This is a genomic window from Candidatus Vallotiella sp. (ex Adelges kitamiensis), from assembly GCF_020342435.1.
Lineage (GTDB): Bacteria > Pseudomonadota > Gammaproteobacteria > Burkholderiales > Burkholderiaceae > Mycetohabitans.
In genome coordinates, this window is the sequence record NZ_CP080504.1 from 1,048,217 (window position 1) to 1,069,771 (window position 21,555).

The 21,555-nt window shown below is 42.1% G+C and carries 11 protein-coding genes and 1 pseudogene; 7 read left to right on the forward strand and 5 right to left on the reverse strand.

The window, feature by feature from the left end:
* Nucleotides 1–161 precede the first annotated feature (161 nt).
* Nucleotides 162–1,268 carry a DNA polymerase III subunit beta gene (dnaN, locus tag K0T93_RS03950; RefSeq protein ID WP_225721374.1) on the forward strand — a complete coding sequence of 369 codons (1,107 nt, stop codon included), beginning with the start codon at nt 162–164 and terminating at the stop codon, nt 1,266–1,268.
* A gap of 54 nt (nt 1,269–1,322) precedes the next feature.
* Complete coding sequence (gene gyrB / locus K0T93_RS03955) at nt 1,323–3,803, forward strand: DNA topoisomerase (ATP-hydrolyzing) subunit B (protein ID WP_225721375.1); 2,481 nt, start codon at nt 1,323–1,325, stop codon at nt 3,801–3,803.
* A 343-nt stretch (nt 3,804–4,146) separates the two neighbouring features.
* Here the strand turns inward: gyrB and gshA are convergent, their stop codons facing one another.
* Entirely contained in the window at nt 4,147–5,754 is a 1,608-nt protein-coding gene (gshA, locus tag K0T93_RS03960) for a glutamate--cysteine ligase (RefSeq protein WP_225721376.1), read from the reverse strand.
* A 1,154-nt stretch (nt 5,755–6,908) separates the two neighbouring features.
* Between gshA and K0T93_RS03965 the strand changes: the two genes are divergently transcribed.
* Nucleotides 6,909–7,913 carry a sodium:calcium antiporter gene (locus K0T93_RS03965; protein WP_225721377.1) on the forward strand — a complete coding sequence of 335 codons (1,005 nt, stop codon included), beginning with the start codon at nt 6,909–6,911 and terminating at the stop codon, nt 7,911–7,913.
* Nucleotides 7,914–8,036: 123 nt separating this feature from the next.
* Here the strand turns inward: K0T93_RS03965 and metE are convergent, their stop codons facing one another.
* Nucleotides 8,037–10,316, reverse strand: a complete 2,280-nt coding sequence (gene metE / locus K0T93_RS03970) for a 5-methyltetrahydropteroyltriglutamate--homocysteine S-methyltransferase (RefSeq protein ID WP_225721378.1) — start codon at nt 10,314–10,316, stop codon at nt 8,037–8,039.
* 104 nt (nt 10,317–10,420) lie between these two features.
* Here metE and K0T93_RS03975 point away from each other — a divergent pair, with 104 nt between their 5' ends.
* Nucleotides 10,421–11,320: a LysR family transcriptional regulator gene (locus K0T93_RS03975; protein WP_225721379.1), complete on the forward strand. Its 900-nt coding sequence runs from the start codon at nt 10,421–10,423 to the stop codon at nt 11,318–11,320.
* Between the two features lie 869 nt (nt 11,321–12,189).
* Here K0T93_RS03975 and K0T93_RS03980 read toward each other — a convergent pair.
* From K0T93_RS03980 to K0T93_RS03990, 3 genes and pseudogenes are all read right to left on the reverse strand, one after another.
* Nucleotides 12,190–12,954: a phytanoyl-CoA dioxygenase family protein gene (locus tag K0T93_RS03980; RefSeq protein ID WP_225721380.1), complete on the reverse strand. Its 765-nt coding sequence runs from the start codon at nt 12,952–12,954 to the stop codon at nt 12,190–12,192.
* A gap of 1,623 nt (nt 12,955–14,577) precedes the next feature.
* A pseudogene (locus K0T93_RS03985) lies at nt 14,578–14,716 on the reverse strand (prepilin-type N-terminal cleavage/methylation domain-containing protein); the annotation flags it as partial.
* Between the two features lie 769 nt (nt 14,717–15,485).
* Complete coding sequence (locus K0T93_RS03990) at nt 15,486–15,764, reverse strand: HU family DNA-binding protein (RefSeq protein ID WP_225721381.1); 279 nt, start codon at nt 15,762–15,764, stop codon at nt 15,486–15,488.
* 2,050 nt (nt 15,765–17,814) lie between these two features.
* Between K0T93_RS03990 and mnmG the strand changes: the two genes are divergently transcribed.
* The 3 genes from mnmG (at nt 17,815) to K0T93_RS04005 (ending at nt 21,530) form a co-directional block, all read left to right on the forward strand.
* Entirely contained in the window at nt 17,815–19,737 is a 1,923-nt protein-coding gene (gene mnmG / locus K0T93_RS03995) for a tRNA uridine-5-carboxymethylaminomethyl(34) synthesis enzyme MnmG (protein ID WP_225721382.1), read from the forward strand.
* Nucleotides 19,738–19,917: 180 nt separating this feature from the next.
* Nucleotides 19,918–20,550 (forward strand): 16S rRNA (guanine(527)-N(7))-methyltransferase RsmG, encoded by a 633-nt coding sequence (gene rsmG, locus K0T93_RS04000; protein WP_225721813.1) that lies wholly within the window; start codon nt 19,918–19,920, stop codon nt 20,548–20,550.
* 524 nt (nt 20,551–21,074) lie between these two features.
* Nucleotides 21,075–21,530, forward strand: a complete 456-nt coding sequence (locus tag K0T93_RS04005; RefSeq protein WP_225721383.1) for an ATP synthase subunit I — start codon at nt 21,075–21,077, stop codon at nt 21,528–21,530.
* Nucleotides 21,531–21,555: the final 25 nt, after the last annotated feature.

Sequence of the window (21,555 nt, forward strand, 5' to 3'; positions counted from 1 at the left end):
TCAGGCGTCGCCTAGAGCACTAGGTATAATCACGCCTGTACGCATACCGGTCAAACTTGAGGGTTTTTCAGGCACAATGTAGGTTTGTAGATAATAAGCCGATTTGTTCGCTACGCATGGCAATGCGGAGTAAGTAAACCGCCATATCAAGAAGGAATTCTATGGAATTGGTAAAAACAGAACGAGACACCTTGCTGCGTCCGTTACAGATGGTTAGCGGCATTGTCGAACGCCGTCACACACTGCCGATTCTCTCAAATTTGCTTATATCTAAGAATGGCCTAGATGTATCATTCTTATCTACTGATCTTGAATTGCAGATCACCACGCATGCTGTCTTTGGAATTGGCAGCGAGAAAGTGGCTACGACAGTAGCTGCACGTAAACTTGTCGATATTCTGCGGGCGATGCCAATCGGCGATGTCACATTAGCATTGTCTTCAAAACGGCTGATTGTTCAATTCGGAAAAAGCCGGTTTGTGCTGCAAACACTATCTGCTGACGAATTTCCGATGCTAGCACAGATAAAGGACTGCAGCGCTAGCTTGTCGGTGTCGCAGAGAACGTTTAAGCAATTACTAGGGATGGTCTACTTTGCGATGGCACAGCAGGATATCCGCTATTACCTGAATGGGATGCTTCTAGTGGTCGATGGTGATCAGTTAATGGCCGTGGCGACTGACGGACATCGCCTTGCGTTCGCGTCAATGAAAACAGACAGCGTATTCTCTCGCCAGGAAATCATCATTCCTCGTAAAACGATCCTTGAGCTGCAGCGGCTTCTGGAAGATAGAGATGACTCATTAAAAATTGACATTGCACCTACGCAGGTAAAATTTATATTCGGCCAAGTAGAACTTGTATCCAAGCTTATCGAGGGAAAGTTTCCGGAATTCCAGCGCGTGATTCCAAGAGGCTATAAAAACACGTTTGTGATAGACCGTGATGAACTGCAGCATTCCTTACAGCGGGCGGCGATTCTGATGTCAGAAAAATTTAAAGGTGTGCGATGTATCGTTGCACCTGGCCAGCTAAAAATTATGTCTACTAATGCCGATCAGGAAGAAGCGCGAGAGGAATTAGAAATTGTATATCACGGTGACACGCTAGACGTAGGTTTCAATGTCATATACTTGTTAGACGTTCTTGCTAACCTAAAAGCCCATATGATCCAAGTTGCACTGGGCAGCGATGCAACATCAAGTGCGTTAATCACGATCCCGGAGAATAAACAATTCAAATATGTAGTAATGCCAATGCGTATATGATTAGGTAGATACGAGCAGTAGAATTTAAGCACAGTACGAAGAATCGGAAAATTTATGACTGAACAGCAAAATCCGCAAGCGAAGTCAAATGCGGATAATGGCTATGACGAGTCCTCAATCCAGATCCTAGAAGGCCTGGAGGCTGTACGCAAGCGCCCAGGTATGTATATCGGGGATACCTCTGATGGAACCGGTCTTCACCATCTCGTATTTGAGGTGCTCGACAACTCGATTGACGAGGCACTCGCTGGATACTGTAATGATATCCACGTAATTATCCATACGGACAACTCGATTTCTATAACTGACAATGGTCGGGGGATTCCGACCGATATCAAGCGCGATGACAAGCACACACCGAAACGTAGTGCAGCCGAAATTGTAATGATTGAGCTGCATGCTGGAGGCAAATTTGACCAGAACAGCTACAAAGTATCGGGTGGGCTACACGGCGTTGGCGTATCGTGTGTCAATGCGCTATCTAAATGGCTACGGCTCACTGTGCGTCGTAACGGTAAAAAACATTTTCTTGAATTTCATCAAGGCATTGTACAGAACCGTGTACTTGAGAAACGCGATGATGAACAAGTCTCACCTATGATGCTGATTGGAGATACTAAGAACCGCGGAACTAAAGTACATTTTCTAGCCGACGAAGAAATCTTTAGCATTATTGAGTACCGCTACGATATCCTTGCTAAGCGCATGCGAGAGTTGTCATTCCTAAATAATGGCGTACGAATCCGGTTAGCGGATCAGCGTAGCGGAAAAGAAGACAATTTCGCATTCTCTGGCGGTGTAAAAGGTTTCGTAGAATACATCAATAAGTCTAAGCAGACACTACACCAAAACATATTCCACGTCATTGGCGAAAAAGATAGCGTTGGCATCGAGATCGCAATGCAGTGGAATGATAGCTTCAATGAAAATATATTATGTTTCACGAATAATATTCCACAACGAGATGGTGGAACCCATCTGACTGGATTGCGAGCGGCGTTAACGCGTGTAATTAACAAGTATATTTCTGAAACTGATATTGCAAAGAAGGCAAAAATAGAGACAACTGGCGACGACATTCGAGAGGGATTGTCATGTGTGCTCAGTGTTAAAGCTCCGGAGCCGAAATTTAGTTCGCAGACAAAAGACAAACTAGTATCTTCGGAAGTACGCGCGCCAATCGAGGAAGTCGTGGCGAAAGCTTTGGAAGAATACTTACTGGAAACACCAAACGATGCGAAAATCATCTGCGGTAAAATCATCGATGCTGCACGCGCGAGAGACGCGGCTCGCAAGGCTCGCGAGATGACGCGTCGCAAAAGTGTACTAGATGGCGTTGGTTTACCTGGAAAGCTAGCTGATTGCCAGGAAAAAGATCCGACAAAATCTGAAATCTATATTGTAGAGGGTGATTCAGCAGGAGGGTCCGCAAAGCAGGGGCGTGATCGTAAATTTCAGGCAATTCTGCCATTGCGCGGAAAAGTTCTAAATGTTGAGAAAGCACGATATGACAAGCTGCTCTCATCCGAGCAGATTGTCATACTTATTACTGCCTTAGGTTGCGGAATCGGTAAAGATGACTATAACCTTGGGAAACTACGCTATCATCGCATTATTATTATGACTGATGCGGATGTGGACGGCGCACATATCCGAACGCTACTGCTGACATTCTTCTACCGACAAATGCCAGAGATAATCGAGCGCGGGTATATCTACATCGCACAACCGCCGCTGTTCAAACTAAAGTCCGGAAAAGACGAGTATTACCTGAAAGACCAAAATGAATTAAATTACTATATGCTAAAGCTAGCATTACATAGTGCAGAGCTAGTGCCGTCGGAAGGTGCAGAACCGATCGTTGGTGCTGCGCTGAGTGAGCTCGCACGCTCACACCTGCTTGCGCAAGCAGTAGTAGACAGGCTGAGCTGTCTCTATGACACAGCCTCTCTTGAAGCTGTGATTGACGGAGTAAACATCGATCTGACATCTTTAGACACGACACGCCAAACCGCAAAAGCCTTGCAGGATAAACTACATAATAGCGGAGAAATAGACGTATCAATCTCGCCACAATATAATGCTACACATGAGTTGCATTCGCTACGTATTGATCGACAGCATTACGGTAATACGAAAACCTCAATCATCGATGAAAAGTTCTTGCTAACTGCAGACTTCCAACAGCTAGCGAATACTGCGAATATATTCAAAGGGCTGATCGGAGCTGGTGCAGTAATCAAGCGGGGAGAGCAGATGAGAGCTATTAGGGACTTTAAAAGCGCAATAAAGTGGCTAATCTCAAATGCAGAACGCAACATATCGAAGCAACGCTACAAAGGGCTTGGAGAAATGAATCCAGAGCAGCTATGGGAAACCACAATGGACCCAACTATGCGTCGTTTACTGCGAGTTCAAATAGAAGATGCGATAGCCGCCGATAGAATTTTTACAACATTAATGGGTGATGAAGTTGAGCCTCGCCGAGCGTTTATCGAGAACAATGCGCTACGAGCTGGGAATATTGATGTCTAGCGTACCACAAAAATATGTGGAAAAATGATAAGAACCAGGCGAGCTTTACTTACTCTTGTGGGGCACGCTCTCTCTGTAAGAAAGCCCCCAATTTTCAACTGTCTTGATAAGACACTTAGGGCCAGTACATAACTAGACATATTATTTATAATGCATATTATTCGATACAGCTTTTATTTAGCTCCTAAAACGCAAAGTTTAGACTTTAATCTTTCTGGAAGTTTTACTTCTACCAGATAGATATCACGCCCCTTCCAGGGGTGACGCGATGAGCTTTTAACCATAGAGAATATAACAATACAAACCGTGTAGAGATTTCACAGTTCAAGTATCAGACACTAATTTAGTTCGGCATATACGTGCGATAAGACGCAATAAACTGATCAAAAGATCTTATTTCGGTACGTTCTATCTCGGTTTGTTTCTGCAACGAACGCACTGCCAGCGCTGCGTAATAGGCATGAAGCTCGCGTGACAGCGGGCGGGAACGCATAGCTGAGGCGTGTTGTATACTCTGCTCAAGCGCGAAGCGAAAAAACGAGCGCCTGGTTGTGTTCATAACATCTAATACACGTGCTGATGGTGTCAATGAAAAGTTTTCAACTTTTGCGCGTTGCGCAGCAAGTGCAACACTATATCGACCGTCACCTGCTTGTGCATCAAGCAATGCCGCTGCCGGCTCGATTTTCTTAAACAACTCAACAGCCCAATCCTGTAAAGGCACTAGGTGGCCACCTAGAGATAACTCAAGTCCAGGACGTCGCGCCTGTGTTACTACGCGAGCGAAGTTATTACCTATTTCAGCATGCTCCGACTCATAGAGAAACGGGCTTTCCTCTAGCGCGCAAAACAATAAATACGCCTCAAGAAAATACGTAGTGTTAGACGAAATCCCCATAGCTTCAAATGGATCAATGTCCAGCAAGCGTACCTCAATGTATTGAACGCCTCTCGACGCAAGTGCGTGTAGAGGTCGTTCGCCTGCCTGCGTGATCCGCTTCGGGCGGATCGTTGAATAGAACTCGTTTTCTATCTGCAACACGTTGGTGTTAATTTGCAGCCACTCACCAGCGCACCGTGTTCCCAGTTTTTCATACGGAGGATAGGGCTGGCTAACCGCGTTTGCCAAAGTATATAAATAACCGTCCAAGTTATTATAGTCTGCGCGTACTACTGACTGCCTAGACGTATTCTGATAGCCCACTAGGTCGCTCATTCGAAGACTGGTTGCATAGGGCAGGAATAGCGTGTCAGCATCAAACATATCCAGTCCATTCGGGCGTCCTCGCACGAAACTGCGTGATATCGCGGGTGAAGCGCCGAATAGAAACATAAGTAGCCAACTGCTACGATGAAAATTTCGAATTAGGGAGAAGTATGCATTTGACTGGTATTGAAGTAGGGAGCCATCGACCTGCTCATGCTTTTTCAATAAGCGAAAAATATCTTCATGCAATGAAAAGTTGTAGTGAATACCGGCGATACACTGCATTGATTTTCCGTAGCGCAACGCTAATCCACGCCGGTAAACATGCTTAAGCTGGCCAATGTTTGATGTGCCGTATTGCGCAATCGGGATCTGTTCCTCGGGTGGAAGAACGCAAGGCATTGATGCATTCCAGAGTAACTCATCGCCGATTGACTCATAAACGTAGCGATGCAGTATATCAAGCTGATTAAGCACTACATCGATAGCATGTTCAGCTGGCGTAATAATTTCAAGCAACGCTTCCGAATAATCGGTTGTTAGCTGATTATGCATCAATGCTGAGCCCAATGTAGCTGGATGCGGCGTGAGCCCTAGCATACCATCGAGCTGTACCCGTAATCCCTCTCTCTCAATACCTCGCAAACCTTGCGATAGCAACGGGCGATGGGCAGGCTGAAGCAACAAAGCTATGCGGCGTGCGTATGTATCCGTCGTCTGAAAGGCAAGCGTATTCTTAAACATTATTCGTATTAATAACTGGTAGTCAGTCGTCTGCCGTAGCAGATAGATTTACGAGCGTTAGGCACTTTAACATGCGCTGCAAAATATTACTGATGCTATGCTAAGTGAAGCTAATCGTCTATTTTCGCTCTCCGGGGGAGCGATCGAATACAATCCGAATTCATTACATTTCGAAAGAAGTAGTAAAGTATTTTGCTCATCATATGTATTGAAATATACATGTGTTCATGTAGTGCAACTTTCTCATCTAAATTGATAGATTTATTCAGCGATATACTGTTTAAAACCTCTCGACAATCCTCGACAAGTGATAGCGCAATAGTAGTAATTTATGCATAAATAACTTTCTCATCGCGTCAACTTAGTACACACAAAAATTTTATTTTTCTCAATGATTAACACATTACAGCCTACACTGGAGTAAGCCTAAGCAAAGCGACATCGAGATATCCGAATATATATAGTTATCTAATATTTGGGAATCGAGATTCTGATAACTATCAGATACAATCTAGTTAGATAATATATCCAATAAACTTAGAAAGTTTTTATTATGAGGTAGATTAATAATCTACTTTATGTATCCAACATCATCAAAATTTTATGTTGGATACATAAAATTTCGAGTAATGGACCATGTCCTCGATATAATAAATGCTATTTATAGAATAGCCCGACAAAACATCGTGCAAGCATCTAATTTATTAAACTAACTACACTACAACTTCTTTAGTAAGTAGATTTCAACAGGTTTGTGAGAATAGCTCACTTTATTATTAGGTATCCTCACTAGACTCATTGTGTTAAATTTACTTTAACGAATACAGATAAACACTACTAGTACATATACATTTAATGCACATTATACTAAGCATATATAGCTAGGCTGTTAGCTGTTGGTTAGGATACATATGCACTCTAGAAGAGTAGTTCTCTAATTGGTATGGCATGAAACCATCATAACACTCCTCGCATAATATGCTGCCGTTCTCGAACTATCCAGTTTTAACTAGTTCAGCTCTAAGCTTTGTGCCTGGTCAGGCTATTACGCTATACTTCTTATACTTGATAAAAGAGATATATCGCGCAATATCCGCGTGCTCTCTATTTTCAGGTTTTTTTACTATACCACCTATTACATTAAGGTCGCACGCATGACTGAGATCATGCTCGAACTGATACTGATGCTTTCGGCAATCGTGATTGCTGCCGCATTATTCACAAATGCGCTAGAACACCTAGGCAAGCAGATGAAGCTATCTGAGGGCGTAACTGGCTCATTATTCGCAGCGGTCGGCACTGCATTACCAGAAACGTCAATTCCGCTACTCGCTCTCCTATCTGGACATGGAAAACACCTAAATGAAGAGATTGGCGTGGGCGCGATTCTAGGTGCACCGTTAATGCTTGTGACGCTATCTACATGTCTAATGACTGCCTCTATACTAGGCCGGCGCGGATTCTTTGGGCGGATACAGCCAGAGGCTAGTGGTATCAAGCGCGATCTCAACTATTTCCTCTGTGGGTTTGCATCTTCAGCCTCCGCGATGTACGTGCCACATACGAATGTTATAGTGCGAATAGGGTTGAGTATTGCCCTCATATGCATATATCTACACTACGTATATTCGACATTACAAGCATCGCAAACGCTAGTAACTAACGGGCACAGTACGACGTCGCTGGGTCCTATATATCTATCATATGTTGGTATTCCAACCCGGCTCATAACGATTATATTTCAGCTAGTTATTGCGCTAGTTTTTCTAATGGTTGGTGCAAAGGGATTCATGCATTATGTGGATAGAGGTTCTAGGCTACTTGGGGTATCGCCGCTGCTATTAGCGCTTCTGATTATCCCAATCGCTACAGAGTTACCCGAAAAAATTAACACTATTTTGTGGGTGCGGCGGGGTAAAGATACCCTTGCATTTTCAAATCTTACAGGCGCAATGGTATTTCAGGGGACGGTGCTCCCGGCGCTTGGTATTATGCTTACCCCATGGGAGCCACGTCGCGAGGTTCTAACTAGTATTATAATCACACTGATTGCAGCGGCATGGTGCCGTGCATTGTCGCGCGATTGTGGTTTACCAGTTTGGGCGCTATTGTTTAATGGTATGCTTTATGCAGTTTATCTAGGCATGATGTTGACATAATCTAGTGGTCTTGCTGCTGACTGCACCGAAAATGGAAAGTTCCTCGGATTCGGTGCATACTGCATCAGTCTATGGGGCGCTACGAAGTAACACTTAACTCACGGTCGAATATATAGCGAGCTACTATTTAGTGCTACGCAATGTGTGAGCAGCGGCTACCATATTGCGTAGTGCTGGAACAACTTCTGCCCACGCGCGCGTCTTTAAGCCGCAGTCCGGATTAACCCACAAGCGCTGGGCCGGTATGCGCTTGGCCGCATTGCGCATCAATTGAATAATGTGGTCTTGGGTTGGAATGTTTGGTGAATGGATATCGTATACGCCCGGCCCGATTTCATTTGGATAGTTAAAGTGATCGAATGCATCGAGCAGTTCCATGTTAGAGCGCGATGTTTCTATAGTAATAACGTCTGCATCCATATCTGCAATAGATGCAATGATATCGTTGAACTCGGAATAGCACATATGTGTATGGATTTGCGTGTTATCTCGTACACCATTAGCCGCAATTCGGAATGCGCTAATCGCCCATTGTAAATACTCATGCCATTGGGCTTGTCGCAATGGCAGGCCTTCGCGCAAAGCTGCTTCGTCAATCTGAATCACGCGTACACCTGCACGCTCTAGGTCGAGCACTTCTTCCCGAATTGCTAATGCAAGTTGCTGGCATGAAACAGTACGTGGCTGGTCATCGCGCACAAACGACCAGTTCAGGATTGTTACAGGCCCAGTCAACATACCTTTCATCGGTTTATGAGTTAGAGATTGTGCATATTGAATCCATTCAACCGTCATTGGCTTAAGACGAAGAATATCGCCAAACATGATCGGGGGTTTCACGCAACGTGAGCCATATGACTGCACCCAGCCAAACTGGCTAAACGCATAGCCTTCGAGCTGCTCGCCGAAATACTCGACCATATCATTTCTCTCGGGCTCACCATGCACTAGCACATCTAGTCCTAGGGCTTCCTGTTTGTGAACGCTATGTGCAATCTGCTCTCGCATAGCAGAGTTATAGCTCGATTCGCTCAATTCGCCTCGGTGAAATAGGCTACGTGCCCGTCGGATTTCTTCGGTTTGTGGGAATGATCCAATTGTCGTAGTTGGATACAGAGGAAGTTTTAACTGCTCATGTTGCTTGCGTGCGCGCTCTGAGTAAGGACTAGTACGGCATTCCATATTAGCATCGATACGCGCAAGCGCTGCCTTGACGGATGGATTGTGTACGCGTGCTGATATTTTTCGTGCCGCGATGGCGCTTTGATTATCTCGAAGTTCAGTCTCCATAAACTGTCTGCCGTTATTCAGAGCAGCAGATAGAATGCTTAGTTCATGTAATTTTTGAATCGCGAATGAAAGCCATGAGCGGAGCTCAATATCGAGCTTACGCTCACTCTCTAAATCTACTGGAACGTGCAGTAGTGAGCACGACGGTGCAAGCCAGAGCCGGTGGCCAAGTTGTCTATGAATTGGCTCAAGCCAGTCAAGTGTTGCGGTAAGATCTGTTTTCCAGATATTGCGGCCATTTATAATGCCGAGTGACAATACACAGTCGTCTGGAAGTTTCGAGATTACATTAGAAACTTCATCGCGCGCATTAAGCGCATCCACATGTAGACCCTGCACTGGTAAGCGGCATGCAAGTGATAGATTTTCTCTTAATTGCCCAAAGTAAGTAGATAACAGTAGCTTAACATGATTAGTATGTAGCGTATTATAAGCAAGTACAAACGCTTGCTGCCATCTTGAATCAAGTTCAGTAACAAGGATTGGTTCGTCGATCTGGACCCATTCGGCGCCGCACGCGGCAAGCTTAGACAATAATTGTACATAGACCGGCAGCAGTCTTGATAGTAGTGCGAGTTTATCGGAATCATCCTTTGTTTTTCCGAGCCACAGATATGTCAGCGGCCCGATGATTACCACTTTAGCTTTCACACCAAGCCGACGAGACTGTTCCAACTCATCGATTAGTCGAGATGCGTTGAGTGTAAAGATGGTAGATACACTTAACTCCGGCACGATGTAATGATAGTTAGTATCAAACCACTTAGTCATCTCGCTGGCCTGTATACCACCACCACATACTCCATCTACAGCCGAACGCCCGCGAGCGATACGAAAATAATTATCTAGTGAATCGCCCGATAAATCACGTACCCGTCCTGGTAGGTTACCGAGAGTAAAACTCATATCGAGCACTTGATCATAGAAAGTGAAATCACCTACCGGAGACCAGTCTAGCTTCGACTGATGAGCCCAGTGCCTCTGGCGTAATTCAGCCCCCGCTGTCTTCAATGCATCCAGCGAAGATTCTTTCTTCCAATAGGACTCAAGCGCGAATTTGAGTTCGCGGTTCGCGCCGATGCGCGGAAAGCCTAAATTGTGTGTTATAGACATAGTTCGAAGTTGGAATTTTAAAAGTAAATTCACTATATGGGTGCAGATACACGGAAAAAAGTGATAATATTTCATGCATGCATTAACTACTATCATGGTTCGATATGCTCGAACGTATCCATCTGGCGATTGTTCGCGAGGTTAACCGGCGGGGTTCACTGACCGCTGCGGCTAAGGTATTGTGCCTAACCCAATCAGCGCTAAGCCATACGGTTAAGAAGATGGAGCAGATGCTAGATACGACGGTCTGGCATCGTGAAGGCCGAAATCTTAGGCTTACTCAAGCAGGGGAATATCTATTATCAGTTGCTAATCGTGTACTACCCCAGCTAGAGCACGCGCAATCGCGCTTGTCTCAGTACGCTCAGGGAGCACGAGGTACGCTGCGTATCGGAATGGAGTGCCACCCCTGTTATCAATGGTTGCTTAAAGTAGTATCGCCATACCTCGCACAATGGCCAGATGTTCATGTAGATGTGAAGCAAAAATTTCAGTTTGGCGGCGTTGGCGCATTATTCGTCTATGACATTGATATCTTAGTTACACCCGATCCATTACGACGCTCGGGTATTTGTTTCGAGCCTGTGTTCGACTACGAGCAGGTTTTAGTAGTCCAGCGTGGACACGTACTAACACGTAGTACATATGTCGAGCCGGCCCAATTAACCGGTGAAATTCTTATTACCTATCCGGTTGATATTGATCGGCTCGACGTGTATATGAAATTTTTAGTGCCGGCCGGCGTTCGACCAAAGTTCCACAAAACGATTGAAACGACTGATATTATAGTGCAAATGGTTGCTAGCGGCCGTGGCGTTGCTGCATTACCTTGCTGGCTGGTTCGGGAATACGCGGACAAAATGCCGATCGAACCAGTTCGCTTAGGTCGCAATGGTATTACTAAGCAGATTTTTGTGGGCATGCGCGAGGCAGATGTCGATACTGATTATCTCGACGCTTTCGTCGCGCTTGCGCGCGATTCGGCCTGCTACGTTGCGATATAACATTATCTAATGAATATAAAAGGTATGCGGGCGGAAGTGGGCTAGAGCCTTTGCTTACTTAACATGAAATATTAAGTGCTCTTCAGATTTTCTACTTTCTTTTATCGCCTTGACAAGGCATAGAATGCAGATATGCGTTAGTTACTTTAACCCCTCCCTTTAGTAGGGGATAGATTTACCTCGTGTTGAACAACATAAGTGAGTTGTAGCAGTCGATTTTACTTTCTCAGGATCAGTTTAATTTCGTAGATGTGCTTAGAGAGTTTCTATAAATTCAGGAGTTTAAGCATAGCATTTATTAATACATAGAAAATTGAATTGTTTTTCAATGTTAATAATCTAAGATTAGATACCAAATAATTAGGGAAACAAACTAAGCCCATCTGTTTCAGAGATACCTCGAGTCTCAGATGTGTCGGGTAAATACTTAATTGACCCAGTATGAACGTTTGTTTTGCTGTCAAACAGATTAGAAATATTAACTAACTAGCATGTGATCTATCATAGGGGCATAGACTGCTATACTGTTAGTATTTCTATCTAAAGCTCTTTATATGAGAGTGTGCTCACTGGACTTGATACAAGTGCTAGAGCCCATGTTAGGGTGTTTTAATATCCTTCTATAGGATTAAGTTAGATGCCATAACACCTCTAAGTTTGTTCTGAAATACATGTACATGATATGACAACACAGTCCAAAACTATATAGCCTCGTGCGAAATAAATATCTGAGTTACCGGATATATTAATTGTATTTATATATTGATAAAAGCGCTTCATGCTTATTAAACAGAGCGTTGACTATAAAAATATAGTCATAGGATGACACGCTGGGTATAGATAATTCACTCGTAAATAATATCTAGTACTCATAGCGGAACCCCTAACTTAGAGGCTGATCGCGTACCAGGGACTGGTGCATTATTCACACTATGATAAGTGAAAACTAGCGAAAATTTAATATCATTAGACAGGTTTTTACCTGCTGAATGCAATGTATTGCAATGAAAAAACACCGCATCACCTAAATTCAGTATTGGAGAAATAGCTGTACTCATCAACACTATATTTTCAGATATATCATCCCGAAAAAACTTCGATTCGTCAAAACGTTTATCCGATAAATCTAATACATGCGATCCAGGTACAAACCGTAGCGCGCCGTTTTCTTCAGTTTCTGTACCAAGTGCAAGCCATACCGATACGAGATCCGATCGCTCAAATGCCCAATACCGGACATCTCGGTGCCAACCCGTCAAACTTCCGTATGTTGGATGCTTAGTCATTAAGCAATTATGATGCACGAGTGAGAGCGCGATGTGCTCATCAAAGTATAATTCTACCCAGTTTCGAATTTCTGTTGATTTAGCTAGCGTTCGATACATTTCACTTCGCGCATAAGCGTCCAACAAACGGCGCACAGTATTGCCGCCCGGAGCGTCACGAGATTGAGGTGCGCCCAAATAGCGTAAATCCGACTCAAATTCAATAGCTCCTTTTAGCTGCGCTAGCTCGGCGCGCGCCGTATATTTAGTTATCTCACAAAGATTAGGCGGAAATAATCCGGGTATGACGACAAAACCGTACCGCCTTAGAAATTCGATCTGTCCTCTATTTGATAAATACCCAGCCATCGCATATCCAGTTTAATGAATTAGATTCAAACAATTTTATGTTCAGTAACGCACGGTGCGCTCCAATATTATTGCTACTCTCGATCTTGAAAGCATGACGCAGATAGTGTTTCTGCTTATAATCTATTTTGGATGTGTGATGCTAACTCAGTGCTTAGCTATTTTTTAGTCTAGTATGCTTTGGTGCTGTGTTCATTATATTAAATAGCTCGTTTTCATTTGATGAGCACACTGCCGCTGTGTGTTAACAGCACTTCAGTTACTGAAGCTAGTATCTATGGATAAATTATCTAAGATACCGCTGACAACCTACCTTAATATCAAATTCAGTATCCAGTCAGGTATTGAGTGAGGAATGTGTCAGCAGTGCTCGTGCTGTTGGTACAGATAACATGAGCAATTATAGATGCACTCCACTCACCGTAGCGTCAATAAACATAAAGCGTAATCGATAAACGATAATACTATGCTCTAGTGCCTATAATATTAGCGCAATGCCTCATATACATTATGAGACTAGATTACCTGGGTAAAACTGATAAAGAATGATAAAAATCTTTAATTAAAGAAAAGATGTAGGCTGCATACAGAAAGCTATGGAACAAAATGTTTGTTAAACATACTTTACGTTAGTGCTACCCCTAATTTAATTAGGACTTAGTAGCTTCACTTCTTAATTTAAGGAGTGAACTTCCGGTTACCTGCATAAAGAGATAGCTAGTATAAAATAAGTTTCTGAGCTTTCTATGCTGCCAGGTCAGATAGCTGAATAGTTGACTATCCGACCTTAATAATAGCTATCACTAGAATTCTGAGAAGAGTGTAAGCCTTCGGAAAGGATATTAAGGTTAGCAGGTGTAATTTTTATACGCAGATTTACTCTAGCCTATCTAACCTGCTACTGTCAACGGATAGTATAATCATGCTCAACAAAGCAAAAAGCATAATTTTTATTATAATCGGTACGATCAAAACTTACTTTTAACGAGAGAATCATCGCAGAATTTTGTCTTTGCATCTTATATGCTGTGAATCTTAAAACAGCTATTTCTAATAACACTAATTTAAATGCATGCTGAATAAAACATAATTCACACTAGCATATCGATGTCTTATAGCCTAAGCACAACGTAATTAGCCATCTTGTAAAAGTAAATTAGGTATCATCCTATTCTGTTCTTAGAAATGGACTACGCGGATCATGACATAGTCTATGTTAGAGATTCTCAGTACGCATTACAAATAAATAGTGGCTTCCCTATTAAAGTCCAGCGATTAGATAAAAACAGCTGTGCTTCATGACTAGCTATATTGATGAATCAATACCAGACTCACAGCACAGACTACAAACATAAGCTAATATCCGCGTCGCTATTCTCTACGTTTTTTAAGTATTAATATGAATGAGTCTTCCAGGTTCAATTAGATGAACCTCTAAAAATACGCGCCCGATATTATTTATTTATCGCCCCGGTATCTAGCGATAGTCTCTAGGTTAATGCATGCAACCTTGCTACTGCGTTAGATGGTGGCCACTATTAATCTGGCCAGATTTAGAACATCTATGATGTGTATGAGTACCCTGGACAGATGTAACATGACTTTCTTGATGGTAATGACCCTTTATTTTAGAGATTAATAGCGCGGCTAAGATCCCCAGTATCGCGATCATAACCATGACTTCAATTAGCGTAAAACCACCCTGGCGTATCGTCGTTAGTGTATCGGCCGAGTTCTGAGTCTTTGGTATTGTATACTGCATTCTTGCCTTATTACTAAATTAAACCGCTATCCGAATTAGCGCATATAGAAAAATTCCGCGCATTATACGTTTACATACAATGTACTTATATGAAAACGTACTAACGCATGAGATTTATATTACTCGCTTTACTATATCTTTAAGTCATATTCTTTTAAGTCAGTATTAAATATCATATAAATATACAATCAGCTTGTTGCACTGTAAAACATATCGGGACTTATTATCTATCACTTTTAATGTGATTATTATTGATAATATATATTGCTATTCAGTATTCTCTCGGCGTAGGATTTTTACTCGTCATTATGCTCTGTAGTTACCCTAGCAGCAATAATATGAACTATTTTTCTTGTATTTATTATTTGTAGAACTACTGTGTTAGTAATAATCAAAAGATACTCTGATATATTCAGAACTGAATGCATTGTAGATGTCATGCATAATCTCGAAAATTTTAATAGTTGTTGAGATAAAGAGGTTTCCTGAGCCGGACACTATGTCTCGATAATCAACTGAGATACTCACCTTTTCAAATCCAGAGAGTAATAGATCGCATTGGAATAAAGATGCCAATTAGTCTATATTCCCAATATTTTTTTAGGTCTTTTATTATCCTATTTAGCAATAGAACGAAACGCTTGCTCATGTCAGCAATATTCTTGATTTATACGCAAACACACTCACCTGCGCCACACCCAGAACATTCTATAGATGTGAGCAGGGAAAGTGCACCCGTTCTAGGTAGAAAGGCTGATGCTGTCAATACTTAACGCTTGTTGACGGCGTCTTTGAATGCCTTTCCAGCTATGAATTTAATCGTCTTTGCAGCGGGAATCTTGATCGTCTCACCCGTCTTTGGGTTACGGCCAGCACGCGCTTCGCGATTTCCTGAGCCAAAGCTTCCGAATCCAATTAACTGGACGCTGTCGCCTTTGGATATAGCTTTCTTAATAACTTCGAGCAGCGTATCGAGTGTTTCGCTGATTTGAAGCTTGCTGGTACCAGTTTGCAGGGCGACTGTATCGATCAGTTCCTGTTTGTTCATATATATCCTTTTTGAAGTTAGTTGATTATGAACGCCATAAACGCGCCGATTATACGTGCGTGCGGCTCACCCTTGCGTTGGGTCTTATGATTTTGCTTAAAGCGATCCAAATATTTCGTCGGCAGCAATAGATGATGTATTTCTCATCAGTAAGGGCAATAGAAAACTTTAGCCACTAGAACTAGGTCTAAATAGCGCATTATATCGGGCGCGTTACCCCTCGCAGTTCCCACACTTTGTACTGTGGATAAGAGCATGGATTACTATAATAGTATGGTATTGGATAACTTCTGACTATAAATATAGCTGTGAAATTATTCAGAAAATAAAATACGAATCGCACATTTTTTATGTACACTTTTCATTTTAGTAAGTGTCTGTTTAAATGAAGATAATTAATGTTATTAACAGGCTAGGCATCTTTTTATTAGCTACTACTATGTTTAAGTATAGTGTTATATTTTATATATCTTTACAAGAACAATAAAATTACAAGTCTTTTAATAAATTGTGAACGAATATTCGTTCGTAGAATTTACTTTCATGCGGTAACGTTAGGTTAACTTAGAAACAGCTTAGTGAAAAAGAAACTTCAATACATCGAAGAACTTTTCTAGAAGATACATGTTTATACCTGGTTCAGATACACAATTTCATCTTAGTATCTTAAGTTTTAAAAAAGCTCATTTCAGCTTGTCTAGAAGTTATCTTTACGTAGTAATAATATAGCGGGTGTGCTTCTTAGCTCACGCAGTCGTTCATCTACAGAACACACTCGCGTTGACGCGATATTTTTAACTATTAAATAACTACATGTGCAGTTCTCTTATAAAAAGAGGGTAGCAGGATGTATTAGTGTCTCTTGTTTCCACCAATATTAAATCTAGACATAGTTTCTTATTGGATTCGTCTACTGTACTAGTATTAGTTATTTTTATAAAAAATTTTGGTGCTAGCGTGCATATATTGCGTATATACGATTAAGCTGGGGATTGTATTGGGAGCGTGTTTATTCATGCATATTTTCACTTAGTTTTACCTTTTAAACTTAAAGGCGTGCGTGCTAGCGGTAGCTGTATAGGCGACTAAGGTCATTATAGTGAGCTCGTAGGTGATATATTAGCGTTCATTGTACTGCTTAGCGCGAGCTGCTCTTGAAGATGCGTGATTATCAAGGTAACCGTGCAAGCGTTATTAAAATTATAATTTTATCGAAGATGTTAGATATTTAAAGATGAAACTACGTGCATAATAGAAATATATATGTATAATATTATAATTAAAATAATTAGCCTAATGAAATAAAAGTAAAATTCAGTATTTCACACTGAAATGTTGTGTGCAGTTTTCGCTTCCTGAAGCGATCTATGTGTTTCTAAAAAGTATTGATTTTTTATTTTAACCATTTTCTCCTGGAGAGCTGTATTGCAACACCTAACTATCGTGGTTCTTTATTTTTATATGTTGTGAATTACCTAAAAATATAAATAAAACATCATAGGCGAGGTGTTGGAGATAATTTTTGAAAACTCTTATAATCGCATAGTACTGCGTAGATACAGTAATTATCTTTATATCTCAAGAGCTCGTATGTTGCTTATCACCTAATCAGAGACAGATGCTTTCTGAAAAACGATGATTATATCTATATCCCCGGCTATTTCTAGAAAAATTACTCTAGGATTTTCGGTGTTTTTCTAGAGAATCATTATTAATACATATTTGATGCCCTTTTCTATATTAAAGCCGTATACATGACAACTAATTTCTAGGAAACGAGTAAGAATGATGCGAGATAATCTACAAATACCTTTGATTAGTAATCGTTATAATCAGAAATTAATATAGTAGCAGATACCATACCGTCAGATATGAAGCACGAAATTGTTTGAAATTCTAGCGGAATACGTATGTTAGCTATAACTAGATAAACTGTCTGAATAATAAATAGCCGTACAGGAAAACTCATTTGAGTTAAGCTGGGTAGCTAAGCCAACATAATTAGCTTATTTTCTTTTTTAGGGGCGCGTTCGGTTTTTGCGTCATTATTATGCTTTATCCTAGTGAATTTGATGTTATCGTGGTTGGTGGCGGACATGCTGGCACCGAAGCTGCGCTTTCTGCTGCCCGGATGGGTGCGAGAGCGCTGTTGTTAACACATAACATCGAAACGATTGGCCAGATGAGCTGTAACCCATCGATCGGTGGCATTGGTAAAGGACACCTAGTTAAAGAAATCGATGCTTTGGGGGGGGCCATCGCAGCCGCTACAGATGAGGCTGGGATTCAGTTCCGTATTCTTAATTCGTCTAAAGGTCCCTCCGTTAGGGCAACTCGTGCGCAGGTTGACCGCCTCTTGTATAAAGCAGCAATTCGCCGTCGTTTAGAAAATCAACCAAATCTATGGCTATTCCAACAATCTGTTGATGACCTAATCATAGAGGGAGATCGTGTTGCAGGCGCTATTACACAAGTCGGAGTTCGATTTCGATCCCGCGCAGTTATTTTAACCACAGGTACGTTCCTAGACGGAAAAATTCACGTGGGTCTAAATAATTATACAGGTGGGCGTGACGGTGATCCAGCCTCAGTGTCACTTTCGGTACGCCTGAAGGAATTAAAGCTACTCCGGGGACGATTAAAGACAGGTACGCCACCTCGAATCGACGGCCGATCTATCGATTTTTCGAATCTTGAAAAACAGTCGGGTGATCTAGACCCAATCCCAGTATTCTCTTTCTTAGGTCGAGCCGAGCTGCATCCGCAGCAAGTTTCGTGTTGGGTGACACATACAAACTCTCGGACACACGAGATTATTCGTAATTACTTAGATCGCTCACCAATACATACCGGAGTGATTCAGGGTATAGCACCCCGTTATTGCCCATCAATCGAAGACAAAATTTATCGATTTTCTAGTAAAGATTCCCATCAAATTTTCCTAGAACCGGAAGGATTAACAACAAATGCATTCTATCCGAATGGCATCTCGACTAGCTTGCCATTCGACGCACAATTGAATCTAATTCATTCGATCAAAGGTCTTGAGCATGCCCATATTTTGCGGCCAGGCTATGCAATCGAATATGATTATTTTGATCCGAGTGGACTGAAGGCATCACTAGAAACGAAGGCGATCACAGGACTGTTTTTTGCCGGACAAATCAATGGAACAACTGGGTATGAAGAAGCCGCTGCTCAGGGGTTACTAGCCGGCATTAATGCAGGATGTTTTGTGCAGCAACGCGATGCATGGGTGCCACGTAGAGACCAAGCATACTTGGGTGTGCTCGTTGATGATCTTGTAACGCAGAGTATTTCCGAGCCGTACCGGATGTTCACTAGCCGAGCTGAATACCGGTTGAGTTTGCGAGAAGATAATGCAGATATGCGGCTAACAGAAATTGGTCAGAAATTAGGTATTGTCGATGAGAATCGGTTTGTATTTTTCCTGCGTAAACGTGATGCCGTTTTACGTGAAATAGTCCGTTTGAACTCGACACTGGTAAATCCCAAGACTTTTCTAAAAGAAGATGCAATTGCATTGCTAGGTAAACCTATTGAACATGAATACAGGTTAGCAGATTTGTTGCGGCGTCCTGGGGTTAGTTATGAGGAGTTAATAACACTTCAAGATGGCCGCTATGCACCACCCGACATATTAGTCGATGAGCCGAGGATGCTGGAGCAGGTTAAGCATCAGATTGAGATCGGGGTCAAGTACCAGGGCTATATTGAGCGACAAGCACGCGAGATTGAGCGGAACGCAGCGTATGAAAACACTCCACTTCCAGTGAATATAGATTATGCACAGGTCAGTGGGTTATCGTTTGAGGCCCAACAAAAGTTAAATCATTTTCGTCCTGAAACTTTGGGTCAAGCGTCACGTATTTTAGGCGTGACACCTGCTGCTATTTCACTATTAGTAGTTTACCTTAAGAAATATTTTGGTCGCCTGACACTAAAAAAATAGGGCATATGTGAACACTCGTATTTTTGAATCGGAAGCTATTGACACAGTAACAGGCGCTCTCTATGCTCGTTCTACCCCGCAATGATCTATAAAAGGAGTAGGACAGTTCGAAGCGCATACAAAGATTTTGAAGTACAACGACCAGAGCTAAAGCAATTATTGCGTGATGGTGCTATTAGTATGGGGATTTCGTTATCGGAGGGGCAGATTGTCGGATTATTAGACTATGTCGCCTTGCTAGTGAAATGGAATGCAGTTTATAACCTAACTGCGATCTGCGATCCACGTCAAATAGTGATACAGCACCTGCTTGATTCTCTGGCGATCGTGCCGCATATTGCGGCACGATCGCCAGCGTCGTTACTTGATGTGGGTTCAGGAGGTGGGCTGCCAGGGATTGTGATCGCGTTTGCTATGCCGTTCTGCGCTGTAGTAAATAATGATATCGTGCAGAAAAAAACTGCATTTCAGCAGCAGGCTAAGGGATTACTGCACTTACTAAATTTGTCTATCGTGACTGGCCACGTAGAGAGGTTGCATGCTGAGATTAACGCACTGCCCCGGTTCGATGCAATCGTAACGCGCGCTTTCTCGGAGTTGGCTAATTTTGTTATGCTCTCTCGGCATTTGATTACACCAGATGGTGTGCTGTGGGCTATGAAAGGTGTTTATCCAGATAAAGAAATTGCTCGGTTACCGCCTGGCGTGACGGTACGTCAAGTCATTCAGCTTACTGTTCCATTGCTTAATGCTGAACGACATATTGTTGAGATGGCTATAGAGCCTGGATATATCACAACCGGACAGGCGTGATTTTAAAAATTACGATATCGCTTCACCATGCTGTGATCGGGTAATGTATAGGTATCTGTTACTGATCAGTCTTTACTTTTACAGGGTAATTGCCTAATAGTCAGCGCATCTCTTGATCATGCTCGCCGAGTTTTTTTAAATTAACACTGTTTTATATTTAAGGTACGGGTTAGCGACCCTATTATCTTGATTGATTTGATAATAAAAACTTTATTACAACCCAGACTACTGATTTACATGACTGACCCGCCAGTAGTATTCTCGCGCAACTTTAATCTACAAGTGTGTTACGTCTGACATAGAGCATAGCGCAGCACAGGCGCGCTTTATAAAGTAACCTGTCGCAATATGTTTTAAAGAAAACCAGCGCCAGACGGCAGTAGTAATTGAATACACTGCAGTAATAGCCTACAATTGCTTAACTTTATGTGTTTGCTTACTGCAAAAAGGCGCAAATATGCTTACATTAAAATGTAATGACAACTAAGAACTAGCTAAAAATTGTAAAATATAATCCTAGAGTTGTGCCAAAACTTCCCTGCAAGTCATTACAAACGAATAACAAGAGTATTTCGCTAACAAAAATTGCATCTAACCATATCTTCGATTCTAGGCTGGGCATTACATCATGTATTAGGCTGACAAAGGTTATAATAGTACAAATAGTTGTATCGTTGGTAGCGGCGCTTGCGTGGTGGCTGTTTGAAGAAAAATCGCTAGGTAACGCTACACTGTCGTCGGTGTTTGGTATAGTAGTATGTTGGGTACCAAATGCGTTATTCATAGCACTTCTGAAAAAGAAAAAAGATGCTGGAAGCGCATTTGCTTGGATGCTGGGTGAAGTAGTTAAACTCATATCAACAATCGCTTTGTTTATTTCGATCGCACTACTGTATCCAAATATCTACTGGCCTGCGCTACTTGTCACCTACCTTGTTACGCTGAAAACAACATACTGGCTCGCGATAGCGAGGTGCTGATTAGTGTAGTATCCGACGAAGCAGA